Source organism: Acetobacter cerevisiae (assembly GCF_001580535.1).
Classification (GTDB): Bacteria; Pseudomonadota; Alphaproteobacteria; order Acetobacterales; family Acetobacteraceae; genus Acetobacter; species Acetobacter cerevisiae.
In genome coordinates this window covers 105,948-131,832 of the sequence record NZ_LHZA01000155.1, presented here as the reverse complement: position 1 = coordinate 131,832, position 25,885 = coordinate 105,948, and the positions used below count along the sequence as shown (strand labels likewise).

General features: G+C 59.9%; 27 protein-coding genes and 1 pseudogene. 26 read left to right on the top strand and 2 right to left on the bottom strand.

Features of this window, described 5'->3' with window-relative positions:
- Positions 1-130: 130 nt before the first annotated feature.
- The 17 genes and pseudogenes from AD928_RS12185 to AD928_RS12110 all read left to right on the top strand — a co-directional run.
- Positions 131-802 (top strand): annotated as a pseudogene (locus AD928_RS12185) (ferritin family protein); the annotation flags it as partial.
- Between the two features lie 204 nt (positions 803-1,006).
- Entirely contained in the window at positions 1,007-1,597 is a 591-nt protein-coding gene (locus AD928_RS12180; RefSeq protein ID WP_373320536.1) for a LolA family protein, read from the top strand.
- Between the two features lie 104 nt (positions 1,598-1,701).
- A complete protein-coding gene (locus AD928_RS12175) occupies positions 1,702-3,081 on the top strand; it encodes a replication-associated recombination protein A (protein ID WP_062250849.1) in 1,380 nt (459 codons plus the stop codon).
- Positions 3,082-3,091: 10 nt separating this feature from the next.
- On the top strand, positions 3,092-4,075 hold the full coding sequence (locus AD928_RS12170) for an RluA family pseudouridine synthase (RefSeq protein WP_061508739.1): 984 nt from the start codon (positions 3,092-3,094) through the stop codon (positions 4,073-4,075).
- 31 nt (positions 4,076-4,106) lie between these two features.
- On the top strand, positions 4,107-6,287 hold the full coding sequence (locus AD928_RS12165; protein WP_062250846.1) for an AsmA family protein: 2,181 nt from the start codon (positions 4,107-4,109) through the stop codon (positions 6,285-6,287).
- A complete protein-coding gene (locus AD928_RS12160; protein WP_062250844.1) occupies positions 6,284-7,033 on the top strand; it encodes an ATP12 family chaperone protein in 750 nt (249 codons plus the stop codon). The genes AD928_RS12165 and AD928_RS12160 overlap by 4 nt, the downstream gene beginning before the upstream one ends.
- A 160-nt stretch (positions 7,034-7,193) precedes the next feature.
- Positions 7,194-7,364 (top strand): hypothetical protein, encoded by a 171-nt coding sequence (locus AD928_RS14835; RefSeq protein ID WP_156102490.1) that lies wholly within the window; start codon positions 7,194-7,196, stop codon positions 7,362-7,364.
- A gap of 105 nt (positions 7,365-7,469) precedes the next feature.
- Positions 7,470-8,000 (top strand): Spy/CpxP family protein refolding chaperone, encoded by a 531-nt coding sequence (locus AD928_RS12155; RefSeq protein WP_062250841.1) that lies wholly within the window; start codon positions 7,470-7,472, stop codon positions 7,998-8,000.
- A 116-nt stretch (positions 8,001-8,116) separates the two neighbouring features.
- Complete coding sequence (gene ffh, locus AD928_RS12150) at positions 8,117-9,511, top strand: signal recognition particle protein (protein ID WP_062250867.1); 1,395 nt, start codon at positions 8,117-8,119, stop codon at positions 9,509-9,511.
- 48 nt (positions 9,512-9,559) lie between these two features.
- A complete protein-coding gene (gene rpsP / locus AD928_RS12145; RefSeq protein ID WP_061491761.1) occupies positions 9,560-9,910 on the top strand; it encodes a 30S ribosomal protein S16 in 351 nt (116 codons plus the stop codon).
- A gap of 28 nt (positions 9,911-9,938) precedes the next feature.
- A complete protein-coding gene (gene rimM / locus AD928_RS12140; RefSeq protein ID WP_062250840.1) occupies positions 9,939-10,481 on the top strand; it encodes a ribosome maturation factor RimM in 543 nt (180 codons plus the stop codon).
- Positions 10,478-11,230, top strand: a complete 753-nt coding sequence (trmD, locus tag AD928_RS12135) for a tRNA (guanosine(37)-N1)-methyltransferase TrmD (protein WP_061491763.1) — start codon at positions 10,478-10,480, stop codon at positions 11,228-11,230. The genes rimM and trmD overlap by 4 nt, the downstream gene beginning before the upstream one ends.
- A gap of 14 nt (positions 11,231-11,244) precedes the next feature.
- A complete protein-coding gene (rplS, locus tag AD928_RS12130) occupies positions 11,245-11,631 on the top strand; it encodes a 50S ribosomal protein L19 (protein WP_062250839.1) in 387 nt (128 codons plus the stop codon).
- A 181-nt stretch (positions 11,632-11,812) separates the two neighbouring features.
- Positions 11,813-13,216, top strand: coding sequence for a 3-isopropylmalate dehydratase large subunit (gene leuC, locus AD928_RS12125; RefSeq protein WP_043550580.1), 1,404 nt, complete (start codon positions 11,813-11,815; stop codon positions 13,214-13,216).
- Entirely contained in the window at positions 13,216-13,839 is a 624-nt protein-coding gene (gene leuD / locus AD928_RS14830) for a 3-isopropylmalate dehydratase small subunit (protein WP_061508735.1), read from the top strand. The genes leuC and leuD overlap by 1 nt, the downstream gene beginning before the upstream one ends.
- A gap of 15 nt (positions 13,840-13,854) precedes the next feature.
- Entirely contained in the window at positions 13,855-14,970 is a 1,116-nt protein-coding gene (leuB, locus tag AD928_RS14825) for a 3-isopropylmalate dehydrogenase (protein WP_062250836.1), read from the top strand.
- A gap of 148 nt (positions 14,971-15,118) precedes the next feature.
- Positions 15,119-17,269: a prolyl oligopeptidase family serine peptidase gene (locus AD928_RS12110; RefSeq protein ID WP_233420066.1), complete on the top strand. Its 2,151-nt coding sequence runs from the start codon at positions 15,119-15,121 to the stop codon at positions 17,267-17,269.
- A 280-nt stretch (positions 17,270-17,549) separates the two neighbouring features.
- On the opposite strand, the gene rpsU is transcribed toward AD928_RS12110, so the two are convergent.
- The gene (gene rpsU, locus AD928_RS12105; RefSeq protein ID WP_006557524.1) at positions 17,550-17,753 is read right to left on the bottom strand and encodes a 30S ribosomal protein S21; all 204 of its coding nucleotides are present in this window, start codon (positions 17,751-17,753) and stop codon (positions 17,550-17,552) included.
- Between the two features lie 202 nt (positions 17,754-17,955).
- Here rpsU and def point away from each other — a divergent pair, with 202 nt between their 5' ends.
- Genes def through AD928_RS12080 form a run of 5 tightly spaced genes read left to right on the top strand, consistent with a single transcriptional unit; the run spans position 17,956 to position 21,837 of the window.
- A complete protein-coding gene (def, locus tag AD928_RS12100) occupies positions 17,956-18,486 on the top strand; it encodes a peptide deformylase (RefSeq protein WP_062250835.1) in 531 nt (176 codons plus the stop codon).
- Positions 18,483-19,148 carry a ubiquinone biosynthesis protein COQ9 gene (locus AD928_RS12095; protein ID WP_062250833.1) on the top strand — a complete coding sequence of 222 codons (666 nt, stop codon included), beginning with the start codon at positions 18,483-18,485 and terminating at the stop codon, positions 19,146-19,148. Before def ends, AD928_RS12095 begins: the two co-directional genes overlap by 4 nt.
- 33 nt (positions 19,149-19,181) lie before the next feature.
- On the top strand, positions 19,182-19,712 hold the full coding sequence (locus tag AD928_RS12090; protein WP_043550590.1) for a MarR family winged helix-turn-helix transcriptional regulator: 531 nt from the start codon (positions 19,182-19,184) through the stop codon (positions 19,710-19,712).
- Positions 19,702-20,433 carry a response regulator gene (locus AD928_RS12085; protein WP_197056217.1) on the top strand — a complete coding sequence of 244 codons (732 nt, stop codon included), beginning with the start codon at positions 19,702-19,704 and terminating at the stop codon, positions 20,431-20,433. Before AD928_RS12090 ends, AD928_RS12085 begins: the two co-directional genes overlap by 11 nt.
- A 24-nt stretch (positions 20,434-20,457) precedes the next feature.
- The gene (locus tag AD928_RS12080; RefSeq protein WP_062250830.1) at positions 20,458-21,837 is read left to right on the top strand and encodes an ATP-binding protein; all 1,380 of its coding nucleotides are present in this window, start codon (positions 20,458-20,460) and stop codon (positions 21,835-21,837) included.
- A 14-nt stretch (positions 21,838-21,851) separates the two neighbouring features.
- Here AD928_RS12080 and AD928_RS12075 read toward each other — a convergent pair whose 3' ends face one another.
- A complete protein-coding gene (locus tag AD928_RS12075; protein WP_043550594.1) occupies positions 21,852-22,412 on the bottom strand; it encodes an outer membrane protein assembly factor BamE in 561 nt (186 codons plus the stop codon).
- A gap of 258 nt (positions 22,413-22,670) precedes the next feature.
- On the opposite strand from AD928_RS12075, the gene AD928_RS12070 reads away from it, so the two are divergent.
- The 4 genes from AD928_RS12070 (at position 22,671) to AD928_RS12055 (ending at position 25,807) form a co-directional block, all read left to right on the top strand.
- Complete coding sequence (locus AD928_RS12070) at positions 22,671-23,225, top strand: YceD family protein (RefSeq protein WP_061492047.1); 555 nt, start codon at positions 22,671-22,673, stop codon at positions 23,223-23,225.
- A gap of 157 nt (positions 23,226-23,382) precedes the next feature.
- Positions 23,383-23,586 (top strand): 50S ribosomal protein L32, encoded by a 204-nt coding sequence (rpmF, locus tag AD928_RS12065; RefSeq protein WP_025825885.1) that lies wholly within the window; start codon positions 23,383-23,385, stop codon positions 23,584-23,586.
- A gap of 78 nt (positions 23,587-23,664) precedes the next feature.
- Positions 23,665-24,771, top strand: coding sequence for a phosphate acyltransferase PlsX (gene plsX, locus AD928_RS12060; protein WP_043550596.1), 1,107 nt, complete (start codon positions 23,665-23,667; stop codon positions 24,769-24,771).
- A gap of 70 nt (positions 24,772-24,841) precedes the next feature.
- Positions 24,842-25,807, top strand: a complete 966-nt coding sequence (locus AD928_RS12055; protein WP_209436697.1) for a beta-ketoacyl-ACP synthase III — start codon at positions 24,842-24,844, stop codon at positions 25,805-25,807.
- Positions 25,808-25,885 lie beyond the last annotated feature (78 nt).

Below are 25,885 nucleotides of genomic sequence, written 5' to 3'. Positions count from 1 at the left end.
GAAATTCATACGCGCCTGCGCTACACTCTGTCTGCATCGGGTTTTCTTGATGATTATGGAAATTTCTTTTCTACAAAACAGACTTTTTCATAATCTAACCCGATGTACAACCCTTCTGTGAGATTTCCGCGTCGAGGTTGTGCGGCGCTATGCGGAAGACATGGAGCGGGACGCTGCCCGCTTTTACCGGCAGGCCGCCCTCCGCACCAATGATGCCGAAACCCGGAAACTGCTGGGGGATCTTGCTACAGCGGAAGACCAGCATGGCCGGGCCGCCAGCGATATGGCCTCCCGCCATCTGACGGATGACAAGCGGGACGATGAAGACGAGAACGCCCGGCGGCGTTTTGTGCTCCAGATTGTCCAGCCCGGTCTGGTCGGGTTGATGGATGGCTCCGTCTCCACGCTCGCCCCGGTATTTGCCGCAGCTTTTGCCACGCATGATCCGCACAGCGCGTTTCTGGTCGGGCTGGCAGCCTCGTTAGGGGCCGGGATTTCCATGGGGTTTGCGGAAGCGCTTTCGGATGATGGCGCGTTGTCCGGGCGCGGCAAGCCGCTCATCCGCGGGCTGGTGTGTGGGGCTATGACCATGGCCGGTGGTATTGGCCACACCCTGCCGTTCCTGATTGAGTCCTTTAGCGCGGCCATGACTGTGGCCATTGCTGTGGTGGTGATTGAACTGTTCCTGATCTCATGGATCCGCTGGCGCTATCAGGACACCCCCTTTGGTTCGGCCATTGTGCAGATTGTGTTTGGCGGGGCGCTGGTTTTTCTGGCCGGGGTGCTGATCGGCAGTTCCTGAACACGCACCTCTGTTATCCCGCTGCGGCAGGTGGCATACTGCGCGTGCCATAATAAAGGCCCGGGCAAGGTGTTTGCTGGCGGCTTGTGGTCACCAATGGGAATGACAGCGCGTATGACATCACGTTCCGGCAAATTTTCAGCCCTCTGTCTGGCTCTTTCTGTGGGGGGCGGTGTGAGCGCTCTGGCTCCTGTCGCGCCTGCCATGGCGCAGGAGGCGGCTCAGGCCGCCCCGCAGGCCGACGCACCGCAGGGCATCACGCTTTCCGCGTCCGACAAGGTCTGGTTGGGGAAGATTGAAAAGGCGCTCAACAGCGTCACCACTTTTCAGGCGCATATGCAGCAGCTGGATGCGGACGGAAAACGCACAACCGGTGTTGTGCTGATGCAGCGCCCCGGCCAGATGCGGCTGGCGTATGACCCGCCAACGCCGCTGTTGCTGGTAGCTAATCAGGGCAAGGTGGTGTTCCGCGATAACCAGCTTGATCAGACAACCGTTATCCCCATGGAGCGCACACCGCTGGGCCTCTTGCTGCGGCAGCATGTCAGTCTGGCGAATGATGTCACCATTACCGGCTTCCAGCATGAAGGCGGGCTGGTGCAGGTGACGGTCGTGCGCACCTCTTCTCCCGGGGATGGCAGCCTGACGCTGGTGTTTTATGATAACCCGGTGGCGCTGCGCTCATGGAGCGTGGTGGATGCACAGGGGCGCGAGACGCGCGTGACTCTGTTTGATGTGAAGAGTGGGATTAGCATTCCTGCGGGCACCTTCACGCTGCCTGCACAGCCGGAATAAAACAGCGCAGGCGGGGTAGCCGGACTTTCTTCTGAGCGCAGAGGTGGAAAAACAGGCAGCGCAGTCCGATATCAGGGGTGAGTATTTCTTCAGGACAGGCAGGTATGGCGGCACGGCGCACAACACCTTCGGACATGGCTCCGGGTGCGGATCTTTTTGGCAATCAGGCTCCGCCACTGGACCGTGATTCGTCCGCTGCGCATCCGGGTCGCCCTGCGCCTAATCAGCCTCTGGCGGACCGGTTGCGGCCAGACCGGCTGGAAGATGTGGTCGGGCAGGGGCATCTGCTAGGGCCGGATGGCACGCTGACGCGGATGCTGGAGCGGGGGTCTCTGGCCAGCCTGATTCTCTGGGGTGGCCCCGGTGTGGGGAAAACGACCATTGCCCGCCTGCTGGCACAGGCGGCAGGACTGCGGTTTGTCCAGCTTTCCGCTGTGTTTTCCGGTGTTGCGGACCTGAAGAAAGCCTTTGAAAACGCTCGCAGGCAGGCAGAAGCCGGTGGTGGCACGCTGTTGTTTGTGGATGAAATTCATCGCTTCAACCGTGCCCAGCAGGATGGCTTCCTGCCTGTGGTGGAAGACGGCACGATTGTGCTGGTTGGGGCAACAACGGAAAATCCGTCCTTCGCGCTCAATTCGGCTTTGCTGTCCCGCTGTCAGGTGATGGTGCTGAACCGGCTGGATGACCCGGCGGAAGAAGCCCTGCTGGCGCGGGCTGAGGAAGAAACCGGGCGACCTCTGCCGCTAACGGAAGAAGGTCGGGGCACCCTCCGCGCCATGGCGGATGGTGATGGCCGTTATCTGCTGAACATGGTGGAGCAGCTTCTCAGCCTGAAAACGGATGCGCCGCTGGATGCACAGGCTCTTGCCCGTCTGCTGGCCAAACGCGCCGTGTTGTATGACCGGGACCGGGAAGAGCATTACAACCTGATTTCCGCCCTGCATAAATCCATGCGCGGGTCGGACCCGGATGCCGCCCTCTACTGGTTCGCCCGGATGCTGGAAGGCGGGGAAGACCCGCGTTACCTCGCTCGCCGCATGACGCGCTTTGCGGCGGAAGATGTTGGGATGGCCGACCCGCAGGCGCTCCCGCTGGCCATTGCCGCGTGGGAAACCTATGAGCGTCTTGGCTCACCGGAGGGAGAACTGGCTCTGGCGCAGCTTGTAGTGCATCTGGCCACGGCACCCAAATCTAACGGTGTTTATAAAGCCTATGGCGCGGCGCGCCGTGCCGCGAAAGCTACTGGCAGCCTGATGCCGCCTGCGCATATTCTGAACGCGCCGACCAAGCTGATGCAGGAAATTGGCTACGGAAAGGGCTATCAGTACGATCATGATACGGACGAAGGCTTCTCCGGGCAGAATTATTTTCCCGATGAGATGAAGCGCCAGACCTTCTATAATCCGACCGGAAAAGGCTTTGAGCGGGAGATCCGCCACCGTCTGGAAACATGGGCCCGCTTGCGGGATCGGCGTCAGTCGTGAATATCGTCGCATGAGTGTTGTGATTCTGACTGTCAGCGAGGACGAGGCGGATATTCGCCTTGATCGCTATTTTCGTCGCCATTACCCGCATCTGACGCAGGGCGCGCTGCAAAAGCTGTGCCGTACCGGCCAGATTCGGGTGGATGGTAAACGTGTTGAGGCATCTACCCGCCTGCAGCCGGGCCAGTCCGTGCGCGTGCCGCCCATCCCCATGGCGGCCCGACCGGCAAAGGATGCGCCGCGTCCGCTGGATGAGCGGCTGGTGCGCGAGATCAAGGGCATGGTGCTGTATCAGGACAAGCAGGTGATTGTTCTGAACAAACCCGCTGGCCTGCCGGTGCAGGGTGGCCCCGGCATTACCAAGCATGTGGATATGATGCTGGATGGCCTGCGGGCCGAGCCGGATGATCCGCGCCCGCGTCTGGTGCATCGGATTGACCGGGATACATCCGGTCTGCTGCTGCTGGCCCGCACCCCCGGTGTGGCCGCCAAGCTGGCGGAAGCCTTCCGTGGGCGGGATGTGAAAAAGACCTACTGGGCTGTTGTGGTGGGCCGTCCTGACCCGATGTCGGGCGAGATTGATCAGCCTCTGGCGCGTCTTGGTGTGGGTGCCAATGCCATTATGGTGGCAGCGGACCGCAAGGACCCGGACGGCCAGTATGCCCGCACGACCTATGAGGTTGTGGATTCGGCTGCGCGCAAATTCTCATGGCTGGCGCTGTCTCCGCTCACGGGGCGGACGCATCAACTGCGTGTGCATTGTGAATCGCTCGGCACGCCCATTCTGGGTGACCCGAAATACGGTGGGGCTACCGCGCATGTGGATGGCTTTACGGACCAGCTGCATCTGCACGCCCGGCAACTGGATATGCCACACCCGGCAGGGGGGCGGCTGATTGTGACTGCCGAACTCCCGCCGCATATGCGTGAGACCTTCCGTGCTCTGGGGTTTGCGCCGGGGGCTACGCCCAAACCGTCTCGTCGCGGCGGATAACAGCGACTTCCGGAACACAGGAGGAAAGCCAATGCGGCTGAAATGGAAGATCGGTCTGGTAGCCGGGGCTGCTGTGCTGCTGGTCGGCGGGGGCAGCGTTGTCTCCGCCATGCAGGATGCAAACTGGCTGCGGGTGCGGCTGGTGGCGGCTGTGGAAGAACAGACAGGCCGCCATCTGACGGTTGACCAGCTGCATGTGTGGCTCCTGCCGTTCCCGTGGGTGGAAGCCCGTGGTGTGCATTTTTCCGGTGTGGAAGAGGCAGATGCAGCAGAAAGCGGGCAGCCTGCGCCGAATATGGTGGATGCGGGGGAAGTCCGCGCGCGCCTCGGTCTGCTGCCGCTGTTCCAGCATCGTATTGTGTTTAATGATGTCAGCATCATTCAGCCCCGCGTCTCTCTGCGCCGTCTGCCGGATGGCCGGGCGGACTGGGTCTTTACGCCGCCTGTGCGCCCGGACACCGGAGGGGGCAGTCCGTCTTCCGGCAAGATGCACTGGGATGTCAGCGTCTCCACGGTCCGTATTTCCAAGGCGGATGTGCGGTGGGATGATCAGATTCGGCACAAAACCGGCCAGATCGGCTTTGGGCATATTCAGGCAAAAAATCTGGATGGTGCCACACCCAGCTTTGACGTGCAGGGCGAGAAAGGCAAAGGCCAGTTTGTCCTGACCGGCCAGACAGGCCGCCTGTTGCCGGTGCGGGCCAAAGACTTCCCTGTGCAGTTCAAACTCGCTCTGACGATTGCTGGTCATCCCGCCGGGCTGGCACATCTGGATGGTACCGTCACGGACCCGGATGGCGCGCGCGCTTACGCGTTGCAGGTCGGTGGTTCGCTGGGCCAGTTGCGGGATCTGGAGCAGTTCTTCCCGCGGGCTGATTTGCCGGACGGACAAAATATTTCCGTCGATGCGCAGATTGCCGGGGCCGGTCAGCAGCCGGTGGCCCAAGGGCTGCATGTGCATACAGGGCAGGTTGAGCTGGGCCGCTTTGTGCCCGGCAGCAAGCTGAACCGCGCCATGCTGGACGCCACAAAGCCTGATGAGCCTCTGGCTGTGCAGATTGACGGCCAGCTTTGGGCGCAGGCTCTGGGGCTACGCGGCACACTCGGCACACTGGCGCAGATGACGGCTCTCGCCCTGGCTCCGGAAAAAACGGAAACGCCTGTGGATCTGACCCTTGTCGATGGGGCGTCCAATCTGAAGCTGGCGGGAACGCTGGGCGGCGGGCATTCCTCTGTGGAGGTGCATGGTGTGCTGGACCAGCTCGCACCCGGCGGCACGTTCCCGACGGCGGAGAACGTCAAGGTGGACGGGCATCTGGAAACAGCCTCCACGCTGGCGCTGGTCAAAAAGCATGCGCCGCAGGACGTGGTGCGTGGCCTGACGCTGAACGTCAATGTGGAAACACCGCATGTTGCCTGGCGTGACCTCACATGGACTCAGCTGACCAGCCACGTTGTGGTGCAGGGTGGGCGACTGGTAGCGGACCCTGTGCAGGCCGAAGGTTCCGGCACGGCGCAGTCCGCCCGGTTTGTTTATGATGCCTCTGGCAATATCCCGGCCTACGAGGTCGCAATGCATCCGGTCGTTCTGCCGGTGGCTGCCGTGCAGGGGTGGATGGGTGCGCCCTCTCTGATGCAGGGGCCGCTGATGCTTGTCGGCACTGTCAGCATGCAGGGCGATGATGATGAAACCCGCCGGCGTACGCTGGCCGGGCATATCGGCGCGTCTGTTGTGGATGGGTCCATTGGGGGTGCCGCGCTCCGTAATTTGCTCGGGCCGGATATTCCGCTGAAAGGCAAAATGCCCGTGCGGTGCTTTGGTACGCACATGCAGATTGCTGACGGGGCTGCGCAGATTGATCTGCTGGCTATGGAAGCCCCCTTCCTGTCCCTGCATGGCCACGGCACGGTTGGTCTGGGGACGCATGCGCTGGACCTGCATCTTTCGCCACGCGTGTTGCTGGGCGGGGCATCAGCCGCGTCTGACCTGCGGGTGACGGGCACCTTTGCGGCTCCCGTGCCGAAAATGGAGCCGTCTTATGGCGGGCGCTACGGCCTGAATATCGGCGGCGATGATGGCGGGAATGATAATTGCCCCACGTTGCTCTCTGCCGCGCGGGAAGGGGGCGCTGGTCCTGCACCGTCTGCCCCCAAAGCTGGAAAAGATGGAAAGGTGATGAACATGCTGCGCGGACTGGGGCTGTTTAAATGAGCGATCTGGAAAAAAAACCAGCCCCGGCCGGCGCACGTAAACGGTTCTGGAAACAGGCGACGGTTGTGCCGGAGCAGGAGGGCTTTGCCGTGCAGCTGGACGGCAGGCCTGTCCGGTTGCCGGAAAAGACCATGCTCTCTGTGTCCTCCCGCGCTCTGGCTGATGCGCTGGCTGCGGAATGGCATGCGGCTGGCCTGACTGTGGGCGGGCATTTCCGCCCGGAAGATCTGCCGCTGACTCGCATTGCGGGCTCCATGCTGGAGCGGATTCCCGGTGCACGGGCGGGCGTGATTGACAGCCTGCTGGCGTACGCGGGCAGTGACCTGCTGTGTTACCGCGAGGCCGGAAATTCCAGACTGGCGCGACGCCAGCGTGAACTATGGAGCCCCTGGCTGGACTGGTGTCAGGACACCTTCGGTATGGAGCTGTGCACGACGGAAGGGGTGATGCCCATCACCCAGCCGGACACCACGATGAAAACTCTGCGCGCTCTGCTCGAGTCTCTTTCCGATGCAGAGCTGGCGGTGCTGGGTGTGGCCGTGCCTGCGCTGGGGAGCCTGTATCTGGGGCTGGTTCTGGTCAAAGGGCAGGGCACGCCGGAAGAGCTGGTGGCCTGCGCCACACTGGATGAGCGCGAACAGATGGCGATCTGGGGCGAGGATACGGACGTGACGGACCGCATAGCTACCCGACTGCGCGATGTGACGGATGCAGCTCATTTTTTAGAGCTTTTGCATAAGGGCTGAGCCTGTTTGCTACACGGGGCCGTGTTTTGTGTGTTGATCGACACCGACATGCCATGAATTTGCCCCGGTCTGCTTCCAGATATGACCTTACAGACTGATGGACGAGCGCGTTCTCTCAGCCTGAAAAAGAAGGTCATGTCACCGGATGAGGAGCATTCAGATGCGATATGAATCCAAAGGTGGAGAACCTCGGCGTCAGGTTCTGTCTGGTCCCGGTTCACGGGCACGGTTGCAGGGGCGTGTTGCCCATGCTGTTGCGACCTGTGCCATGGGATCATGGTTTTTGCTGGGACTGATTCCGGTTCTGGTCATCATCTATTCCATGAGCTGAGACAAAAGCTCCCTGATGACACTGTGGTGACGCACCTTGCGTGTGCAGAAATGATCGCCAAGTATCTCTCAGGACATAGAATTTTTTCAGGAGTTGTAAGAGCCCATGAATTACAGAAACGGTTTCCTTGCCGCAGCAGCGGTTATTGGCCTGTCTGTTGCAGCTCTGCCTGCCCACGCCCACCCCGGTAAGGGTGGTGGCTTCCCGCCGCCGGGCGGCCCCGGTGGTCCGGGTGCCTGCATGCCGGGTGGCCATGGTGGCGGCATGAGCATGCTGGAAGGGCTGGACCTGACGAAGCAGCAGCGCAAGAAGATCGACACCATCCTGCGTGAAGCCCACGATCAGGACCATGCTGACGATATGCGTGATGAATCCTCCAAAATTCATCAGCAGATTCAGGATATCCTGACGACGCCGGGTCCGGTCGATAAAGACAAGATCGCGACTCTGCAGCAGCAGCAGGCAACTCTGCGTGCGCAGGCTGAGGCGCGCCATCTGGAAGTCGCGTCCCGCATCCATGATGTGCTGACGGCCGACCAGCTGGCTCAGGTCAAGGCACGTCAGACTAAAATCCATGATCTGATGGAACAGCTGCGCGAAGTTGAGCACCCGGCCCCGCCGGCGTCTGACAAGTAAAAAACAGACGTTTCTTGACTCGGTGAGAGTGGGGTTGTAACTCCCTCTCACAAATCAGGACCGCCACTCCGCGAGTGTTCGCGCAGTGGCGCGTCTCCTTTTGGGGTATTACGCTTTTGTTCGAGGCTCTTTCAGGCAGGCTTTCCGGGGTTTTTGATGGACTCGCCAAACGTGGCGCGCTGTCAGAAGCCGACGTTATGGAGGCAATGCGCGAAGTTCGTCTGGCTATGCTGGATGCAGACGTCGCGCTGCCTGTGGTCAAGGACTTCGTTAACAAGGTTAAGGAACGCGCCGTGGGTGCGGAGGTGCTGGAAAGCATTTCCCCCGGTCAGGCCGTTGCGAAAATTGTTAACGATGCGCTGATTGATGCCCTTGGTGGGGCGGGCGCTGTCCCCCTCAACCTGAACGCCACGCCGCCTGTGCTCGTCCTGATGGTGGGTTTGCAGGGGTCTGGTAAAACCACGACCTCCGGCAAGATCGCCCTGCGCCTCTCTACGCGTGAGCGGAAGAAGGTGCTGCTGGCGTCTCTGGATACCCAGCGCCCGGCAGCTCAGTTGCAGCTGGCGCAGCTGGCCGAGCAGGCGCATGTCGCCTCTCTGCCGATCGTAGCGGGCCAGACCCCGGTTGAAATCGCACAGCGTGCGATGGATGTGGGTCGGCGCGAAGGCTACGACGTTGTTATTCTCGATACAGCGGGCCGTCTGTCTATTGACGAAGCGTTGATGGAAGAGGTCCGGCAGGTTCGTGCCGTGACCCAGCCTGCTGAAACTCTGCTGGTTGTGGATGCCATGACCGGGCAGGACGCCGTGAACACGGCCAAGGCGTTTAATGACGCCGTGGGCGTGACCGGCGTGGTAATGACCCGTATGGACGGTGATGCACGCGGTGGCGCGGCCCTGTCCATGAAGGCCATTACCGGCGCACCCATCAAGCTGACCGGTTCCGGTGAAAAGCTGGATGCGCTTGAAGAATTCCACCCCGAGCGTGTTGCCGGCCGTATTCTGGGCCTGGGCGATATTGCCGGGCTGGTGGAAAAAGCGGCTGATACCCTTGATCATGAAGAAGGGGAACGGTTGGCCAAGAAGATGATGGCCGGCAAGTTCGATCTTGATGATTACGCATCGCAGATCAAACAGATCAGCAAGCTGGGGTCTATTTCCGGAATTGTCGGCATGCTGCCGGGTATGGGGAAAATCAAGGAAGCCATTGGCGACAAGGACCTTGATACCTCCATCCTGAAGACGCATCTGGCCATTATTTCTTCCATGACCAAGGGCGAGCGTAAAGCGCCGGCCGTTATCAAGGCTTCCCGCAAAAAGCGGATCGCAGCCGGGTCAGGGACGAGTGTTCAGGAGGTCAACAAGCTGCTCAAGCAGTTTGATATGATGTCCTCGATGATGAAGCGCTTTAACAAGCTGGGCGTGAAAGGTCTCATGCGCCAGGGAATGTCCGCGCTCATGCCTAAAGGAATGGGTGGAGGGCCGCCGGGTGGCGGTTCTCCCTTCCGCTGAAGCGGCCTGTTTCTATCCGAAGTTTTTCAGGGTTTTGGAGAAGTCTGAATGAGTCTTAAAATTCGTCTTGCCCGTGCAGGGGCCAAGAAGCGTCCTTACTACCACATCGTGGTGGCTGATAGCCGTTCCCCGCGTGATGGCCGCTTTATTGAAAAAGTAGGGTCTTACAACCCGATGCTGCCGTCCGACCATGCAGAACGCGTGCGTCTGGTTGATGAGCGCATCACGCACTGGCTGTCTCAGGGTGCGCAGGCAACCGACCGTGTTGCTCGCTTCCTGGGTAACGCTGGTCTGGCTCCCAAGCCCGCTTATAACGAGCAGCCCAAGAAATCTGCTCCGAAGAAGAAAGCCCAGGAACGCGCAAAAGCCGCTGCTGCAGCTGCTGAAGCCGCAGCCTGAGGCCAGAGCGAGCTAAGCTGACCCGATCATGCGCGCAGACCTTATCCAGATAGGCGTTGTTGGCAGACCGCATGGCGTGCGTGGGCTTGTGCATGTGCACAGCTACGCTGCCAATGCGGCCGCGCTGGAAGCCTATAAGGTTCTGGTGGATGAAAAGGGGCGGGAATGGTCTCTGCGCTGGCGCGGGGCGGACGGTGTGGCGGAACTGCGCGATGCGCAGGGTAAGCCTCTGGCCGACCGGACCGCAGCGCAGGCGCTGGTCAATACCCGTCTTTTTGTGCCGCGTGATGTGCTGCCCGAGCCTGAGGAAGAAGAATTCTACCATGCTGATCTGATTGGCATGGAGGCGCGGGAAGGCGACTGCTCTTTAGGGCAGGTTGTCATGGTGCATGATTACGGGGGTGGCGCCAGTCTGGAGCTGACCGGTGGCGTGCTTGTTCCGTTCACACGCGCCTGCGTGCCGGAGATTGATCTGAAGGGGCGGGTGGTCACCATCGTGCGCCCTGCTGAGGTCTCTGGTGAAGAAGGGCGTGGTGTGGGAACGGCTAAAGCGGCGGGGCCTGCGGCATGAGCTGGCAGGCAACGGTGCTGACGTTGTTCCCGGAGATGTTTCCCGGTCCGCTGGGATTGTCTCTGGCAGGACGTGCGCTGGAAAACGGTGTGTGGTCCTGTGCTGCGGAGGACCTGCGTGAGCAGGGTCTGGGCCGGCATCGGGCGGTGGATGATTCTCCGTTTGGTGGTGGCGCAGGCATGGTGATCCGCCCCGATGTGGTGGATGCCGCTCTGGCTGCCACACAGGCTCCGGTGGATGTGCCGCGGGTGTTCTTAACACCACGTGGCCGGCCACTGCGCCAGCAGGACGTGCAGCGTTACGCACAGGGGCCGGGCCTCGTGCTGCTGTGTGGCCGGTTTGAAGGGGTGGACGAGCGGGTTCTTGAAAGCCGGAAAATCGAACAGATCTCTATAGGGGATTATGTTCTGTCCGGCGGAGAGACGGCCGCCCTTGTGCTGCTGGATGCCTGCGTCCGACTGCTGCCCGGCGTGATGGGCTGTGAGGAAAGCGGGGTTGAGGAAAGTTTTTCCGAAGGCCTGCTGGAATATCCTCACTATACCCGTCCTGCTGTATGGGAAGGTCAAAACGTGCCTGAAGTCCTGCTGTCAGGAAACCACGCGGCAATTGCTGCGTGGCGCCAGAAGCAGGCGGAAGAAATCACGCGGGAAAGACGGCCGGACCTGTGGTCTGCCTGGCTGGCTCGCAGGGAGAGAAACGGGACTGCTGCTACCGGAAAAAACGGGCAGACAGACCCAACAGGGGTTTGAGGAAGGATACCGAAATGAACATTATTCAGCAGTATGAAGCTGCAGAAATCGAACGTCTGACCGCCGCACGCGCCGTGCCGGAATTCGCAGCCGGTGATACGGTGCGCGTGTCCGTGCAGGTTGTTGAAGGTGAGCGTAAGCGTCTTCAGGCATTTGAAGGTGTTGTGATTGCCCGTTCCAACAAGGGCCTGAACAGCAACTTCACCGTGCGTAAAATTTCCAATGGTGAAGGTGTGGAGCGTGTGTTCCCGCTGTATGCTCCGACCATTGCTGAAATCAAGGTTGTGCGTCGCGGTAAAGTGCGTCGTGCAAAGCTGTACTATCTGCGTGGCCGTAGCGGTAAATCCGCTCGTATCGCTGAGCGTCCGCGTGACATTGTTGCTCCGGCAGCTGCCAGCTAATATCGCGTTAAAGCAGGCTGCCTTTGGGTGGCCTGCCTGACCTCAAAAACCCGGTGGGGCTTCGGCTCGCCGGGTTTTCGGGTGCTGAGAAGATGAAGGCGCGGGTTTTTCGTCTGTCAGACCAGGGCTGAGTTCAGGCTGATCTGCGCGAGTCCGTGCCGTTCCATGAAAGGGGAGGGCCATGGCGCCGCGTACGTTATTCGACAAGATCTGGGACCACCATGTTGTCGAAACTTTGCCGGATGGCACCTCTATCCTTTATATCGACCGTCACCTTCTGCATGAAGTGACAAGCCCGCAGGCGTTTGAAGGCCTGCGTCTGGCCGGGCGTAAGCTGCGTCATCCTGAAATGACCATGGCTGTGGTGGACCATAACGTTCCCACGTCTGACCGCACCAAACCCATCGAAGAACCGGAAAGCCGGAACCAGATTGAAACGCTGGAACGGAATGTGAAGGAATTCGGGGTTCCGTATTTCCCGCTGCTTTCCGCCTCGCAGGGCATTGTGCATGTGGTCGGTCCGGAGCAGGGCATTTCCCTGCCGGGCATGACCATTGTGTGTGGTGATTCACATACATCCACGCATGGCGCGATGGGCTCTCTGGCGTTCGGGATCGGCACGTCTGAAGTCGAGCATGTGATGGCGACCCAGACCATCCTGCAGCGTCCTGCCAAAAACATGCGCGTGACGGTTGAAGGTGAGCTTGCCCCGGGTGTGTCTGCTAAGGACGTTATGCTGGCCATTATCGGGCATATCGGCACCGCTGGCGGCACCGGGCATGTGATCGAGTTCGCAGGCTCTGCCATTCGCGGGCTGGACATGGCCGGGCGTATGACCATCTGCAACATGTCTATCGAGGCCGGTGCACGTGCCGGGCTTGTGGCCCCGGATGACACGACGTTTGACTATGTGCGCAACCGTCCGTTTGCTCCCAAAGGGGAAGATTTCGAAAACGCTGTGACCTTCTGGCGCACGCTGGCAACGGATGACGGCGCGCATTTTGACAAAGAAGTCTCTCTGCGGGCCGAAGATATTGCCCCGAGCCTGACATGGGGCACCAGCCCGGAAACGGTTCTGCCCATTACGGGCACAGTGCCGGACCCGGCGCAGGAGCCTGATGAGTCCAAACGGGTGCAGATGCAGCGCATGCTGGACTATATGGGGCTGGAAGCCGGGCAGAAAATTGCCGGAACGCCGGTGGATGTCGTGTTCATTGGCTCCTGCACCAACAGCCGGATTGAAGATCTGCGCGCTGCGGCTCAGGTGGCCGCAGGCCGCAAGGTGGCGGACGGCGTGCGCGCCATGATCGTGCCGGGCTCTGGTCTGGTGAAAATGCAGGCGGAAGAAGAAGGTCTGGACCAGATTTTTCTGGATGCAGGGTTTGAATGGCGTGAGGCCGGGTGCTCCATGTGTCTGGGTATGAACCCGGACAAGCTGACGCCGGGCCAGCGTTGCGCCTCAACCTCCAACCGTAATTTTGAAGGGCGTCAGGGCCCCGGTGGGCGGACACATCTGCTCTCTCCCGCTATGGCGGCTGCGGCGGCTGTCACAGGGTGTCTGACGGATTCGAGGGAGCTGGTCTGATGGAAAAATTTACCACGCTGTCCGCTGTTGCTGCGGCTCTGCCGGAAGACAACATTGATACGGATAAGATCATTCCGGCCCGCTTCCTGAAAACCACGCAGCGGACGGGCCTGGGCAAATATGCGTTTGACAGCATGCGCTATCGCCCGGACGGGTCTGAAAACCCGGATTTTATCCTGAACAAGGCACCCTGGCGGAACGCTGAGATTCTGGTCACCTATGACAATCTCGGGTGCGGCTCTTCTCGTGAACATGCCCCCTGGGCGCTGCTGGATTTTGGCATTCGCTGTGTGATTGCCCCGTCTTTTGCGGATATCTTCTTCAATAACTGCTTCAAGAACGGCATTCTGCCCATCAAGCTGCCGCGTGAAGTGTGTGATCAGCTGATGTCTGATTCCACCATGGGCAGCAATGCCCGGCTGACCATCGACCTGCCCCGGCAGGTGGTGATCCGCCCGGATGGTGAGGAAGTGCCGTTTGAGATTGATCCGTTCCGCAAGCACATGCTGCTTGAAGGGCTGGATGATATTGGCCAGACGCTTCAGCACGAGACTGAAATTAAGTCCTTTGAACACAAGGTTGCCGGGGAACGCCCCTGGATGCCGACAATCACCCTTGATTGAAGAATTGGAAAAGTCATGAGTGCTCAGCCTGCAAAACTGCTTGTTCTGCCGGGGGATGGTATCGGTCCGGAAGTGATGCGGGAAGTTGGCCGCGTTATCAGCTGGCTGGAAAAGAACCGTGGCATTGCGTTTGAGATCACGGAAGATCTGGTCGGCGGCGCGTCTCTGGCTGAATATGGCGAGCCAATCCGCAATGAGGTGATTGAAAAAGCCCGTGCGGCGGATGCAGTTCTGTTTGGCTCCGTGGGGGACCCGCGCTGGGGCCATGTCGGTTTTGAGAAGCGCCCGGAAGTGGCCATTCTCAAGCTCCGTCAGGAACTCGAGCTGTTTGCCAACCTGCGCCCGGCCAAGGTGTTTGATGCGCTTGTGGATGCCAGCACGCTGAAGCCCGACGTGGTGCGTGGTCTGGACATTATGATTGTCCGCGAGACAGTGGGCGGCATTTACTTTGGTGACCCGCGCGGAATTGAAACCCTGCCAGATGGCACCCGTCGCGGCATTAACACCGAAGTCTATACGACGCCGGAAATCGAGCGCGTGGCCCGCGTGGCGTTTGAAATGGCCCGCAAGCGGTCTGGCCATGTCTGTTCCGTTGAAAAATGCAACGTGATGGAAAGCGGCCTGCTGTGGAAAGAGGTTGTGACTGACCTCCATGCGCGTGAATTTTCTGATGTGAAACTCACGCACATGCTGGCTGATAACTGCGCCATGCAGCTGGTGCGTAATCCGCGCCAGTTTGATGTGATTGTGACCGGCAACCTGTTTGGTGACATCCTGTCCGATCTGGCCTCCATGCTGACGGGCAGCCTTGGTATGCTGCCGTCCGCCACGCTGGGTGCGGTGCGGGCCGATGGGAAATGTGCGGCGCTGTATGAGCCGATCCACGGGAGTGCGCCGGATATTGCCGGGCAGGGCATTGCCAACCCGATTGCACAGATCCTCTCCTTTGCCATGCTGCTGCGTTACTCGCTCAATCTGCGGGACGAAGCGAAGATGGTGGAAGAGGCCGTCTCCCGCGTGCTGGAAAGCGGCCTGCGCACGGCGGATATTATGAGCGAAGGCATGGCTCGTGTCGGAACGTCCGTCATGGGTGAAGCCATTGTTCGTGAGCTGGACAAGCTTCAGAAATAAGACTGCCTGTCTCGGCGGCTGTTTGGCTGCCTGAGCAGATTAAGCCCCCGGTGCCTCGCATCGGGGGTTTTTCTTTTGGTGGACTGTTTTTCAATACGGTGAAAAAACAGTCCGCATGACACATGAGAGAATTCCGGGAACGGTGAGAATGCGTTTGAAACATTGGATTCGGGCAGGGGCGGCCTCCGCGCTTGCCATGGCAGCAGCGGCACCCGGTGGGCTGGCACAGGCGGCCGATACTCAGGCAGGCGCTGCACCGGTTATCACCGCGACTACAAATACCACGTTTCTTGATGAGATCCACGGGCAGCAGGCTATGGCGTGGGTGCGCGCCCAGAACCTGCACACCACCAGCACGCTGGAAAAAGACCCGCGCTATGCCGGGTTTTATAAGGACGTGCTGACTGGCCTTCAGGCTCCGGACCGTCTGGCTATGCCGTCGCTTATGGGCGGGGCAATCTGGAATTTCTGGCAGGATGCCGCCCATCCGCATGGGATCTGGCGGGAAGCCAGTCAGGCCTCTTACCTGAAAAAAGCGCCCGATTGGGCCGTGCGGCTGGACGTGGATGCTCTGGCGAAACAGGACGGTGTGAACTGGGTCTTTAAAGGTGCAAACTGCCTTGCCCCGGCAGATGAGCATTGTCTTGTGGCACTGTCCAACGGTGGAGAAGATGCCGAGACGCTGCGGGAATTCAACAGTAAAACCGGCCAGTTTGTGCCCGGTGGCTTTGTGTTCTCACGCTCCAAGCAGACAGCCGCCTGGTTGGATGCAAACACGATTCTGCTGGCCCGTGACTGGGATGGAAAAGGCACCACGCTGACACCCTCCGGGTATCCGTTTGTGGTCAAAACCATGGTGCGCGGGGCGGCAGCGGGGGAGGAGAAAGAACTCTTCCGCGGTGAGGCGTCCGATATGGCCGTCATGCCTCTGGTGCTGACAGATGGCGATGGGCATCAGCTGGTAATGATCCAGCGGAGCGTGAACTTCTTTGAAACGCGTTATGCTGTGGTGGACGGGGGCAAAGCCCTGCGCTGGCTGGCGCTGCCTGCTAAAAGTGAAATTCAGGGACTGCTCAAAGGCCGTCTGATTGTTTCTATTGAGGAAGACTGGCATCCGGCCGGGCAGACGACCATTCCTGCCGGTAGCCTGCTTTCGGTTGATCCGGGTGCGGTGGAGCAGGGTGGGCAGGTGATTTTCACGCCCGGCCCCTCTCAGTCGATTGATCAGGTTGGCGTAACTAAAAATACCGTTCTGGTAAGTCTGTTTGATAACGTGCGTGGCCGCGCCATGCGCTTTACGCCCACACAGGCAGGTAAATCCTGGCAGGCTACGGCTCTTGCTCTGCCGGATATGACGTCGGTCCATATTGTCGATACCGATCATGCATCGGATACGGCGTTTCTCAGCGTTGAAGGCTATCTGGAGCCGTCTCAGCTTTGGTTGCTGGAGGGCAAAGGGCAGCCGCGTAAGGTCAAATCTGCTCCGGCTCGGTTCAAAACAGACAAGCTGGTGACAGAGCAGTTCTGGGCGACCTCCACGGACGGCACGCGTGTTCCGTACTTTATCGTGCATCGGCGTGACATGAAGCTGAACGGCGCAAACCCGACGCTGCTGACGGCTTACGGTGGTTTTCAGGTGTCCTATACCCCGCTTTATGCGCCGGAAATTGGTCAGCTCTGGCTGGATCGTGGTGGCGTGTATGTAGTGGCCAATATCCGCGGTGGCGGAGAATTCGGTCCAGCCTGGCATGAGGCTGGGCGGAAGTCCGGGCGGCAGAAAGTCTATGATGACTTTGCGTCTGTCGGGCGGGATCTGATTAATCGCAAGATTACATCCCCGCGCCATCTGGGTATTCGCGGGCGTTCCAATGGTGGCCTGCTGTCAGGCGTGCAGATGACGCAGCATCCGGATTTGTGGAACGCGGTGATTATCGGCGTGCCGCTGCTGGATATGGAGCATTTTGAAACCATGTCCGCCGGGGCCTCATGGGCTGCGGAATATGGTTCCATGTCTATGCCCGCAGAGGCGGATTTCCTGCGTTCCATTTCTCCGGTGCAGCATCTGAAAGCAGATGTGTCCTACCCGGAGCCGTTCATTTTTACAGCAACCAGTGATGACCGCGTCGGCCCGGTGCATGCCCGTCGCTTTGCAGCCCGGCTGGAAGCGCTCGGTAAACCGTTCTTCTATTATGAAGATATTGAAGGCGGTCATTCCGGCACGGTCAACGCGCCGGAAGTGGCGCATGAGCGTGCATTGGAAGCCGTCTATCTGTCTCATCGCCTTATGGATGTGAACTGAGTGCTCTGGTTAGGCAGAAGGAATGCCTGATGATGGGAGAGCCGGGGGCAGGGCAACTTGCTTCCGGTTCTGTCGCCTGTTTTGCCGTGTTGAGTGTCTGGTGTGTGGCATTCAGGAACGCGATAAAACGGCATAGGCCGCAGTGAGATGTGCTGCCTGAAAGCGCTCTGGGTTGAGCGGGGTTATCCTGCACGTGCTTGAGATGATGCAGGCGCGAAACAAAAAAAGGGCGGGACACGTGCTGTGTCCCGCCCTTTTTAGCGCATGGAGTGCGGAAGCTTTAGAAGCCTTCGCGCTCGAGACGCTTGCGTTCCATTTTACGGGCGCGGCGCACGGCCTCAGCAGACTCACGCGCTTTACGCTCGGAAGGCTTTTCGAAATGACGACGCAGCTTCATTTCACGGAAGATGCCTTCACGCTGCATTTTTTTCTTGAGCGCTTTGAGAGCCTGATCGACATTGTTGTCACGGACGAGAACGTGCACTTGGCCACTAACCCCTGTTTCAGAAAACCCGGATAATCCCGGTTTTGACGTGATATGGAAAAAGAATCGGTAAAGCACCTGCGTGCTACCGATTCCTCTATTGGCGGCGTCTATAGCACGGGCTTGCGGAAAGACACAATTCGTTCTTGCCTCTCAGCAACAAACTCTTGTGACTATTTGATAGAGCTATAAGGAGGCGGGTATGGCTATCTTAAAAATTGCACGGATGGGGCACCCGGTTTTACTCAAACGGGCGGAAGATGTGGCGGACGTCAGTGCGCCGGACATCGGGCTTCTGATTCAGGACATGATGGAAACGCTGGCAGATGCCGGAGGCGTCGGGCTGGCGGCTCCGCAAGTCTATGTTTCAAAAAGGCTTTTCCTGTATTCCGTGCCGGAAAGCCGGAGCGAGGGCGAGGAGGATCCGCCGTGCGGTGTGCAGGTGCTCATCAACCCGGTTCTGGAGCCGGTGGGGGAGGAGCAGGTGCCGCGTCTGGAAGGATGCCTCTCTATTCCCGGCCTGCGGGGCGAAGTTCCGCGTTACAAACGGGTCCGCTATGCGGGATATGACCACAGGGGCCAGCCCGTGGAAGGCGTAGCCTCCGGGTTCCGGGCCAATGTCATGCAGCATGAAATGGATCATCTGGACGGGATTCTCTATCCCATGCGAATGGATGATCTGGGAAAGCTCGGATTTGACACCGAGATAACGCGATACGGAGTGCGGACATGACCATAGGATGGGGCAAGGTCGAGCAGGCAATTTCTCTTGCCGTGGCAGGACTGGCCACAGGCAGCATGCCCGCGCCCATAGAACGGGACGCCGTGCGGGATGACGCCCTGCGTAAGCTGGCTGCTGTGGCTGGGGAGCGGGGCTGGAGCGTGCCTGTGCTGCGGGACGTAGCCGGGCCGCAGGCGGATTTGCTGTTTCCGGGTGGGGCAGTGGAAATGGTCGAGGTCTGGTCTGACCTGTGTGATCGCGAGATGGTGGCCACCATGCTTGAGACAACCGAACCGCGCCTGAGCCAGCGCGTCCGGCAGGCTCTTCTGCTGCGTCTGCCAGTGGATCAGGCCATGCGCGCCGGGGCCAGAACCGGATTTGCAACGCTGGCGACACCCTGTGCGCGCGGCGCGTTACGGCGGTCTCTGATGCGGACCATCAATGCGATCTGGCAGGCGGCGCAGGATGACTCGTCGGGCATGACCTACGTCACCAAACGTCTGACGCTCGGGGCTGTGTATGGTACGACTCTGCTCTATTGGCTGGCGCGCGGACAGAATGAAGCGGCTTTGGCCGCGTTTATTGACCGTCGTCTGGCCGGGGTGCTGCGTCTGGGCAAGCTGCGCGCCCGGTTCAGTGGGCGGCGACCGGTTGCACGTGCGGCTGCGGTCTGAGCGCTACGCCATGCGGCAAAAGGGCAGGCGTTGATGACAACCGGATATCGCCCGCATGATGAAGCCGGGGCGGGCCTGCTGTTCCTGCGGGAAGAGCAGCTCCGGCTGGCGCAGGCCATGATGTTTCTGGCAGGGCGCGACATGGCCGCAGCACTGGAACCGATTCTGACGGAAGAAAAACTGGGGAGCGCGCATTACCGGGTGTTGCAGGTGCTTGCCTTCAGTCCCGGTATTCCGGTCAGCCGCCTGCAGGACACACTGGGTGTGACCAAGCAGAGCCTCGGGCGGACACTGGGGGAGTTGCAGGAGCGCGGCTATCTGGACAGTGAGGCCAGTCTGAGGGACCGGCGACAACGCCTGTTGCGACTCAGTAAAGAAGGGCAGGCTGTGGAAGCCCGGCTTTTTGCCGTTGTGCGCCAGCGCCTGAGTGCCGCCTATCGGGAAGCAGGCGGGGCGGCCGTGGAGGGCTTCCGGCGCGTGATGCACGGGATGCTCTCTGAAACCAGTCGCGCCATGATGGCAGATGATGCCGCAGGACGAAGAAAGGGACGCAATGGAACTTAGCCCCCGCGATCTTGTGCCGGAAGAAGGCATGGCACCGCATGTCATTGTGGTGGATGACGACCCGCGTCTGCGGCGTCTGCTGCAACGGTATCTGTCTGAACAGGGCTTTCGGATTAGCGTAGCAGCTAACGCGGCGGAGGCCCGGCAGACGTTGCAGGGCATCCAGCCCGACGCCATGGTGCTGGATGTGACCATGCCGGGGGAAAACGGGCTGGAACTCACCCGTGCCCTGCGTGATGCCGGGCAGGACCTGCCGATTGTGCTGCTAACGGCTCGGGGTGAGCCGGCGGACCGCATTTCCGGTCTGGAAGCTGGCGCGGATGATTATCTGGGCAAGCCGTTTGAACCACGGGAGCTGCTGCTGCGGCTCAAGGCGCATCTGCGGCGACTGGCCCCGGCCCCCGCAGCGGACAATTTACGGATTATCCGTCTTGGCGAGAAGGAGTTTGACCCTGTGCGGGCCTTGCTCTCCGGGCCGGATGGGAATGTGCATCTGACAGGCGGTGAGGCAGCGCTCCTGTCCGTGCTGGCGCGGCGTCCGAATGAGGTCTTCTCTCGCGAAGAGATTGCCCGTGCGCTGGATATGGCAGAAATTGGAGAGCGCGCTGTGGATGTGCAGGTGACACGCCTGCGGCGTCGGATTGAGCCGGACCCGCGTGAACCGCGCTTTCTGCACACCATCCGTGGGCGCGGCTATGTGCTCAAGCCCGGTGTGCAGTAAGGGCGCGGCGTTAGTGTTGCGGGTATGAAAAGGCGACCTCTCAAGCTTTTCCCCTCGGGCGTGCTGAAATCCCGCAGCATGGAAAAATCTGTGCGGCGGGTGCTGCCTCGCTCTCTGCTGGGGCGCTCTCTGCTGATCGTGCTGATCCCGCTACTGGTCACACAGGCGATCTCGCTGGAACTGTTTTACGGGAACTTCCTCAAGGTTGTGTCCCGCCGTCTGTCGGACAGTGTGACGGCCGATATTGTCTTGTCCCTCCATGCTCTGGAGCATCTGCAAAAGCGGAGTGACAAGGACTGGTTCGTCGCGCAGGCGCGGGACCATCTGCAACTGGTGGAAACATGGCACCCCGGTGCCCGTCTGCGCCGCTTCGGGTTTAACCACATCACCGGCCCGATGGATGATGATCTGGCGCATGCGCTGGATAGCGCCATTGATTATCCGTTTTTTGTGAACTGGAAGAGTGACCCACACACCGTGAAAATTGCCATCCAGTTGCCTGATGGGGTGCTGGATGTGGATGCGCCGCGTAAGCGGTTGGATATGGGGCAGATCTGGCTCTTTGTGGGCTGGGCGCTCAGCAGCTCCATTCTGCTTTTTGTGGTGGCTAGCCTATTCATGCGCAATCAGGTGCGGGCCATCCGCCGTCTGGCGCGGGCGGCTGAGCAGTTCGGTCTGGGGCGGGATATCGGGCCTATCAAGCCGGAGGGTGCGCAGGAGGTGCGGAAGGCTGCTGTGGCGTTTAACCGCATGCAAGACCGGATCTATCGCTTTGTCTCACAGCGTACGGGCGTTCTGGCCGGTGTCTCGCATGATCTGCGGACGCCTCTGACGCGCCTGCGTCTTTCTCTGGCCATGATGCCCCGTAATGGGACGATTAAGGGAGAAGAACTGCGGCAGGACGTCGATGACATGATCGGCGATGTTGTCGAGATGGAACACATGATCGGCAGCTATCTGGCGTTTGCCCGCGGCGAGGGGGCGGAAACCCCGGAGCAGGTCGAGATGGTGCCCTTTATTGAGGACGTCGTGACAGCAGCGCGCCGGGCCGGGGCACGGGTTGAGTCTGTTACGGTGCAGCCCGGCCTTTGTGTCCACATGCGGCCTGATGCCATGAAGCGCGCCTTGACGAACCTGCTGGACAACGCCCGCAGGCATGGCGGTGCGATAGCCATCACAGCTTACGCCATGCAGGAAGGGATCTGTGTTCTGGTGGATGATGACGGGCCGGGGATCCGCCCGGAACGACGCGAATCCGTTTTTCGGGCATTTGAGAGTGGCCGTGGGGGCGGGACAGGGCTCGGCCTGACAATCTCGCGCGATATTGTGCGGGCGCATGGGGGAGACATGGAACTGGATGTCTCGCCCGCCGGAGGGTTACGCGTCAAACTGATCCTGCCCTGAGGGCAGGAAGCAGGTTAGAGCGAGTTGCCTGCGCCGAAGTGACCCGGGCCGCTGTTGCCGCCCATCATGCCGGTACCCGTGCCGCTGCCGCTGGAGCTCATCATGTTCTGCATCGGGTTGTAGCGGCCCACATTGCCCAGAATCTGCTGCAGGATGTTGATGCTGGTGCCCGGTGTGGGGGTGACCTTGCTGATCATGCCTACGGGGCGGCTGTCTTTACGGTTCAGCGTCCGCAGGCTTTGCAGCATGCCTGCGTTATCAAATTTCAGAACCACCACCTGCTGCTTGTCGATCCCCGGAAAATCCAGCGGCTTCATGTAGGTGGTCATGGAAATGTAAATCCACGTATTATCGTCAAAGGCTCCCTTGGTGGTGGGGGAGCCCAGAAGATCCACCGCATCAGCGCGTGTGCTGGTGCCCGGTGTCAGCTGGTTGTAATCATCCGCTTCAACCAGTGAGCCGCGCGGAATGGGGCTTGGGGCAAACACGGAACAGCCGGAGATAACAAACACCGCAGCAAGGGCACCGCAGGCGGTGCTGAAGCGCGTCATACTGTTCTTGCGGTGCGGTGTCATGGCGGTAAGGCATCCCTAAATCTGTGCGGTCACTCTGAGAAGGCCTGATCTCTCAGGCTGCGGCATGCAGGAAGACCTACTCTGTCGGATGCCCCAACGGGCTCTGTGCGTCAATTCCTGAATTGCGGCAGGGGTGGGTTTTCAGGCTGATCATTGCGCTTGGAGCACTTTATGTTAGGGCTGCAAAAAGGTGCTCCTGCAAATCCGCAGCGGGAAGCCTGTCTGTTTTTTAAGAAGCTAGAGTTTCAGGAGGTTTCCATGCCCCATAAGCCGGAATTTTCCCGTCCCGTTGCCGTGCGTCGAATCGGCGCGTCCGGACTGGATCTCACGGTCGAGGCAACGCCTGCGGAGTGTGGGCAGATTGCCAGAAGGCTTGGTCTGCCTGAAATCAGCATGTTCCGCTGCAAATATACGCTCACTCTGGGCCGGCGGGATCTTGTGTCCGCCCACGGGGCGCTGGCCGTGCGGTTTAAACAGACATGTGTTCGCACGCTGGAGCCGTTTGAGGATATGCTTGCAGGCTCCTTTGCTGTGCAGTTTGTGCCAGCAGAACATTTTGAGGAAAGTGCGGCCCCTGATCTGGAAGCCGTCGATGAGATTCCCTATGAAGGGGAATCGATAGACCTTGGGGAAGCCGCTGTTGAGCAGTTTGCTCTGGATCTGGAGCCTTATCCGCATGCTCCGGACGCCAGCCTGCCCGAAGGGCTTGTGATAAGTGAGGAAGAGGCGGAAAAGCTGGCTGAGAAGGACGCAGCGGAGAAAAAAGTTAATCCGTTTGCCGATCTCGCACGGTTGCGTCGCAAAGATAGCTGACGTGTGGCAGTAGGTTTTATTGCGCTCTTGCTTGCGAAAGTGGCGGCTCTCTGCTAGAGGCCGCCCTCAATCTGGTGATTAACCTGTTTTGTCTTTCGGTGGTGTGGATTGTCCACGGTGCCGGTAGTCTTTGATCTGTTTGGAGGGGCTCGGTCCCATGGCTGTACCCAAAAGAAAAACTTCGCCTTCACGTCGTGGCATGCGTCGCAGCCATCAGGCTCTGCGTGTGGAGGCTCATGCTGAATGCTCCAACTGTGGTGAGCTGAAGCGCCCGCACAACATCTGCAGCCACTGCGGCCACTACGATGGTCGTGAAGTGATTGCCGCTGGTAAGGCACTGAAAGTCGCTGTTCGCGCCTGAGGGCAGGCGGCTCACATTGCCATGAGGTAATGTGGTTGTACGGGAGTAAGGCATCTGCGGCATGGCAGAGAAGCAGGCATGAGCGATAGAGAGATTTCCGAGAATTCCCCCGCTGAACAGAGTGAGGTTTTCAGCCTTGCGGTTGATGGGATGGGGGGAGACGGAGCTCCCGATGTGGTCGTGGCCGGGCTTGCCATTGCAGCTGATCGCCATCCCGGGATGCGTGTGCTTCTGACGGGTGACGAAGCCCGTCTGCGCCCTCTTCTGGCGCAGCATCCTAAGGCGGAAGCAATCTGCACCATCTGGCATACAGATGCCTCAGTCCCCATGGACATGAAGCCTACAGCCGCCCTGCGCGTGCGTCGGTCTTCTATGCGTCTGGGGATGGATGCCGTTGCAAGTGGCCGCGCCAGGGGTGTTGTGTCCGCTGGCAATAGCGGTGCCATGCTGGCTCTGGCCAAAATTGTCGTTAAAACCATGCCCGGTATTTCCCGGCCCGCCATGGCAGCCATCAGCCCCACCATCAAGGGCGATGTGGTCATGCTGGACCTTGGGGCCAACGTGGCGTGTGACTGGCGCAATCTGGTTGAATTTGCCGTGATGGGCGAGGCCTTCGCCAAGGCAGTGCTGGGGCTTCCTGCACCGCGTATCGGGCTTCTCAACATCGGCTCGGAAGAACTGAAGGGTGATGAGAAGCTGCGGATCGCGTATGAAGCCCTGCGTGAAAGTCCGCTTGCGGACCAGTTCCACGGGTTTATCGAAGGTCATGACATTACGGCGGGCACAACCGACGTAGTGGTGACGGACGGCTTCACAGGGAACGTGGCCCTCAAGACGGGTGAAGGTGTGCTGAAAATGGCCACCTCTCTGCTGCGGCAGGTCTTCAATCGCGGCATTATTTCCAAAATTGGCTATCTGCTCGTTCGGCCCGGCCTTGAGCGCATGAAGGAATGGCTTGATCCGCGCCGTCGTAACGGTGCGGTTTTTGTCGGCCTGAATGGCGTGGTGGTGAAGTCCCACGGCGGGACCGACGCCGAAGGATTTGCTGCGGCTGTGGATGTGGCCATGGATATGGTCACGCATGGATTTAATGATGGTATTCGTGAGCGTCTGACCCATATGGGGGCGCTTCTTTCCCGTCAGCAGGCCTCGCTGGAGCGTGAGCCTGAGGCGACGGCTTCCTGATCAGACAAGGTTCGGGGCACTGGCCGTCAGGCAGTCCTGAATGCCGGTGTTTGATAATGAAAGAACGGTAATGGCGAGACGTTCGCTTCTGGTAGGGTTTGGCGGGTTCCTGCCGGATCGGGTCGTGTCTAACGATGAACTGGCAGCCCGGCTTGAAACCTCCGATGAATGGATAAAAACCCGTACCGGCATCACCCAGCGCCATATTGCAGGTGAGAACGATACGGCGACCAGCATGGGAGCCGCCGCAGCGCGCAAGGCGCTGGATTATGCGGGCCTGAGTGCTGATGACATTGATGCCGTGATTGTTGCGACATCCACCCCCGATCAGGCTTTCCCGGCAACAGCCGTGCGCATTCAGGCCGAACTGGGGATGAGGCAGGGTTTTGGATTCGATCTGGCGGCCGCGTGCTCCGGGTTTATCTATGGCCTCTCCACAGCTGATGCGTTTATTCGGGCCGGGCAGGCGCGGAATATTCTGGTCATTGGCAGTGAAGTCTATTCCCGCATTGTTGACTGGTCTGACCGTGGCACCTGTGTGCTGTTTGGTGATGGCGCAGGGGCGGTTGTGCTCTCCGGCTCAGATGCGCCGGGTGAGCAGGGGTTGCTGTCTACCCACCTGCATTCCGACGGCACAGCGGGTGATCTGCTGTATGTCGATGGAGCCGTCGGCCGCCGGGACAAAAGCGGTTTCCTGAAAATGAGCGGGCGTGATGTGTTCCGGCATGCCGTCGCCAAGCTGTCCTCTTCCGTGGATGAAGCCCTGAAGGCTGAAGGTCTGGAATATTCAGACGTTGCCTGGCTGGTGCCGCATCAGGCGAATATCCGCATTATTGAAGGTGTGGCCAAAAAGCTGAACCTGCCTGCCGAGCAGGTGGTGATAACGGTTGATCGACACGCCAATACCTCTGCGGCTTCGATTCCGCTGGCGCTTGATGAAGCCGTGCGGGATGGCCGTATCCAGAAAGGTGATCTGGTGCTGATGGAAGCACTGGGCGGTGGCCTCACCTGGGGCTCTGCGCTCGCCCGTTTTTAACGGCGTTTTCAAAATTCTGATGACATGATGTTGGGTGACCTCACGAGAGAATTGACGAGGTCGCCCAACGTGTTACTT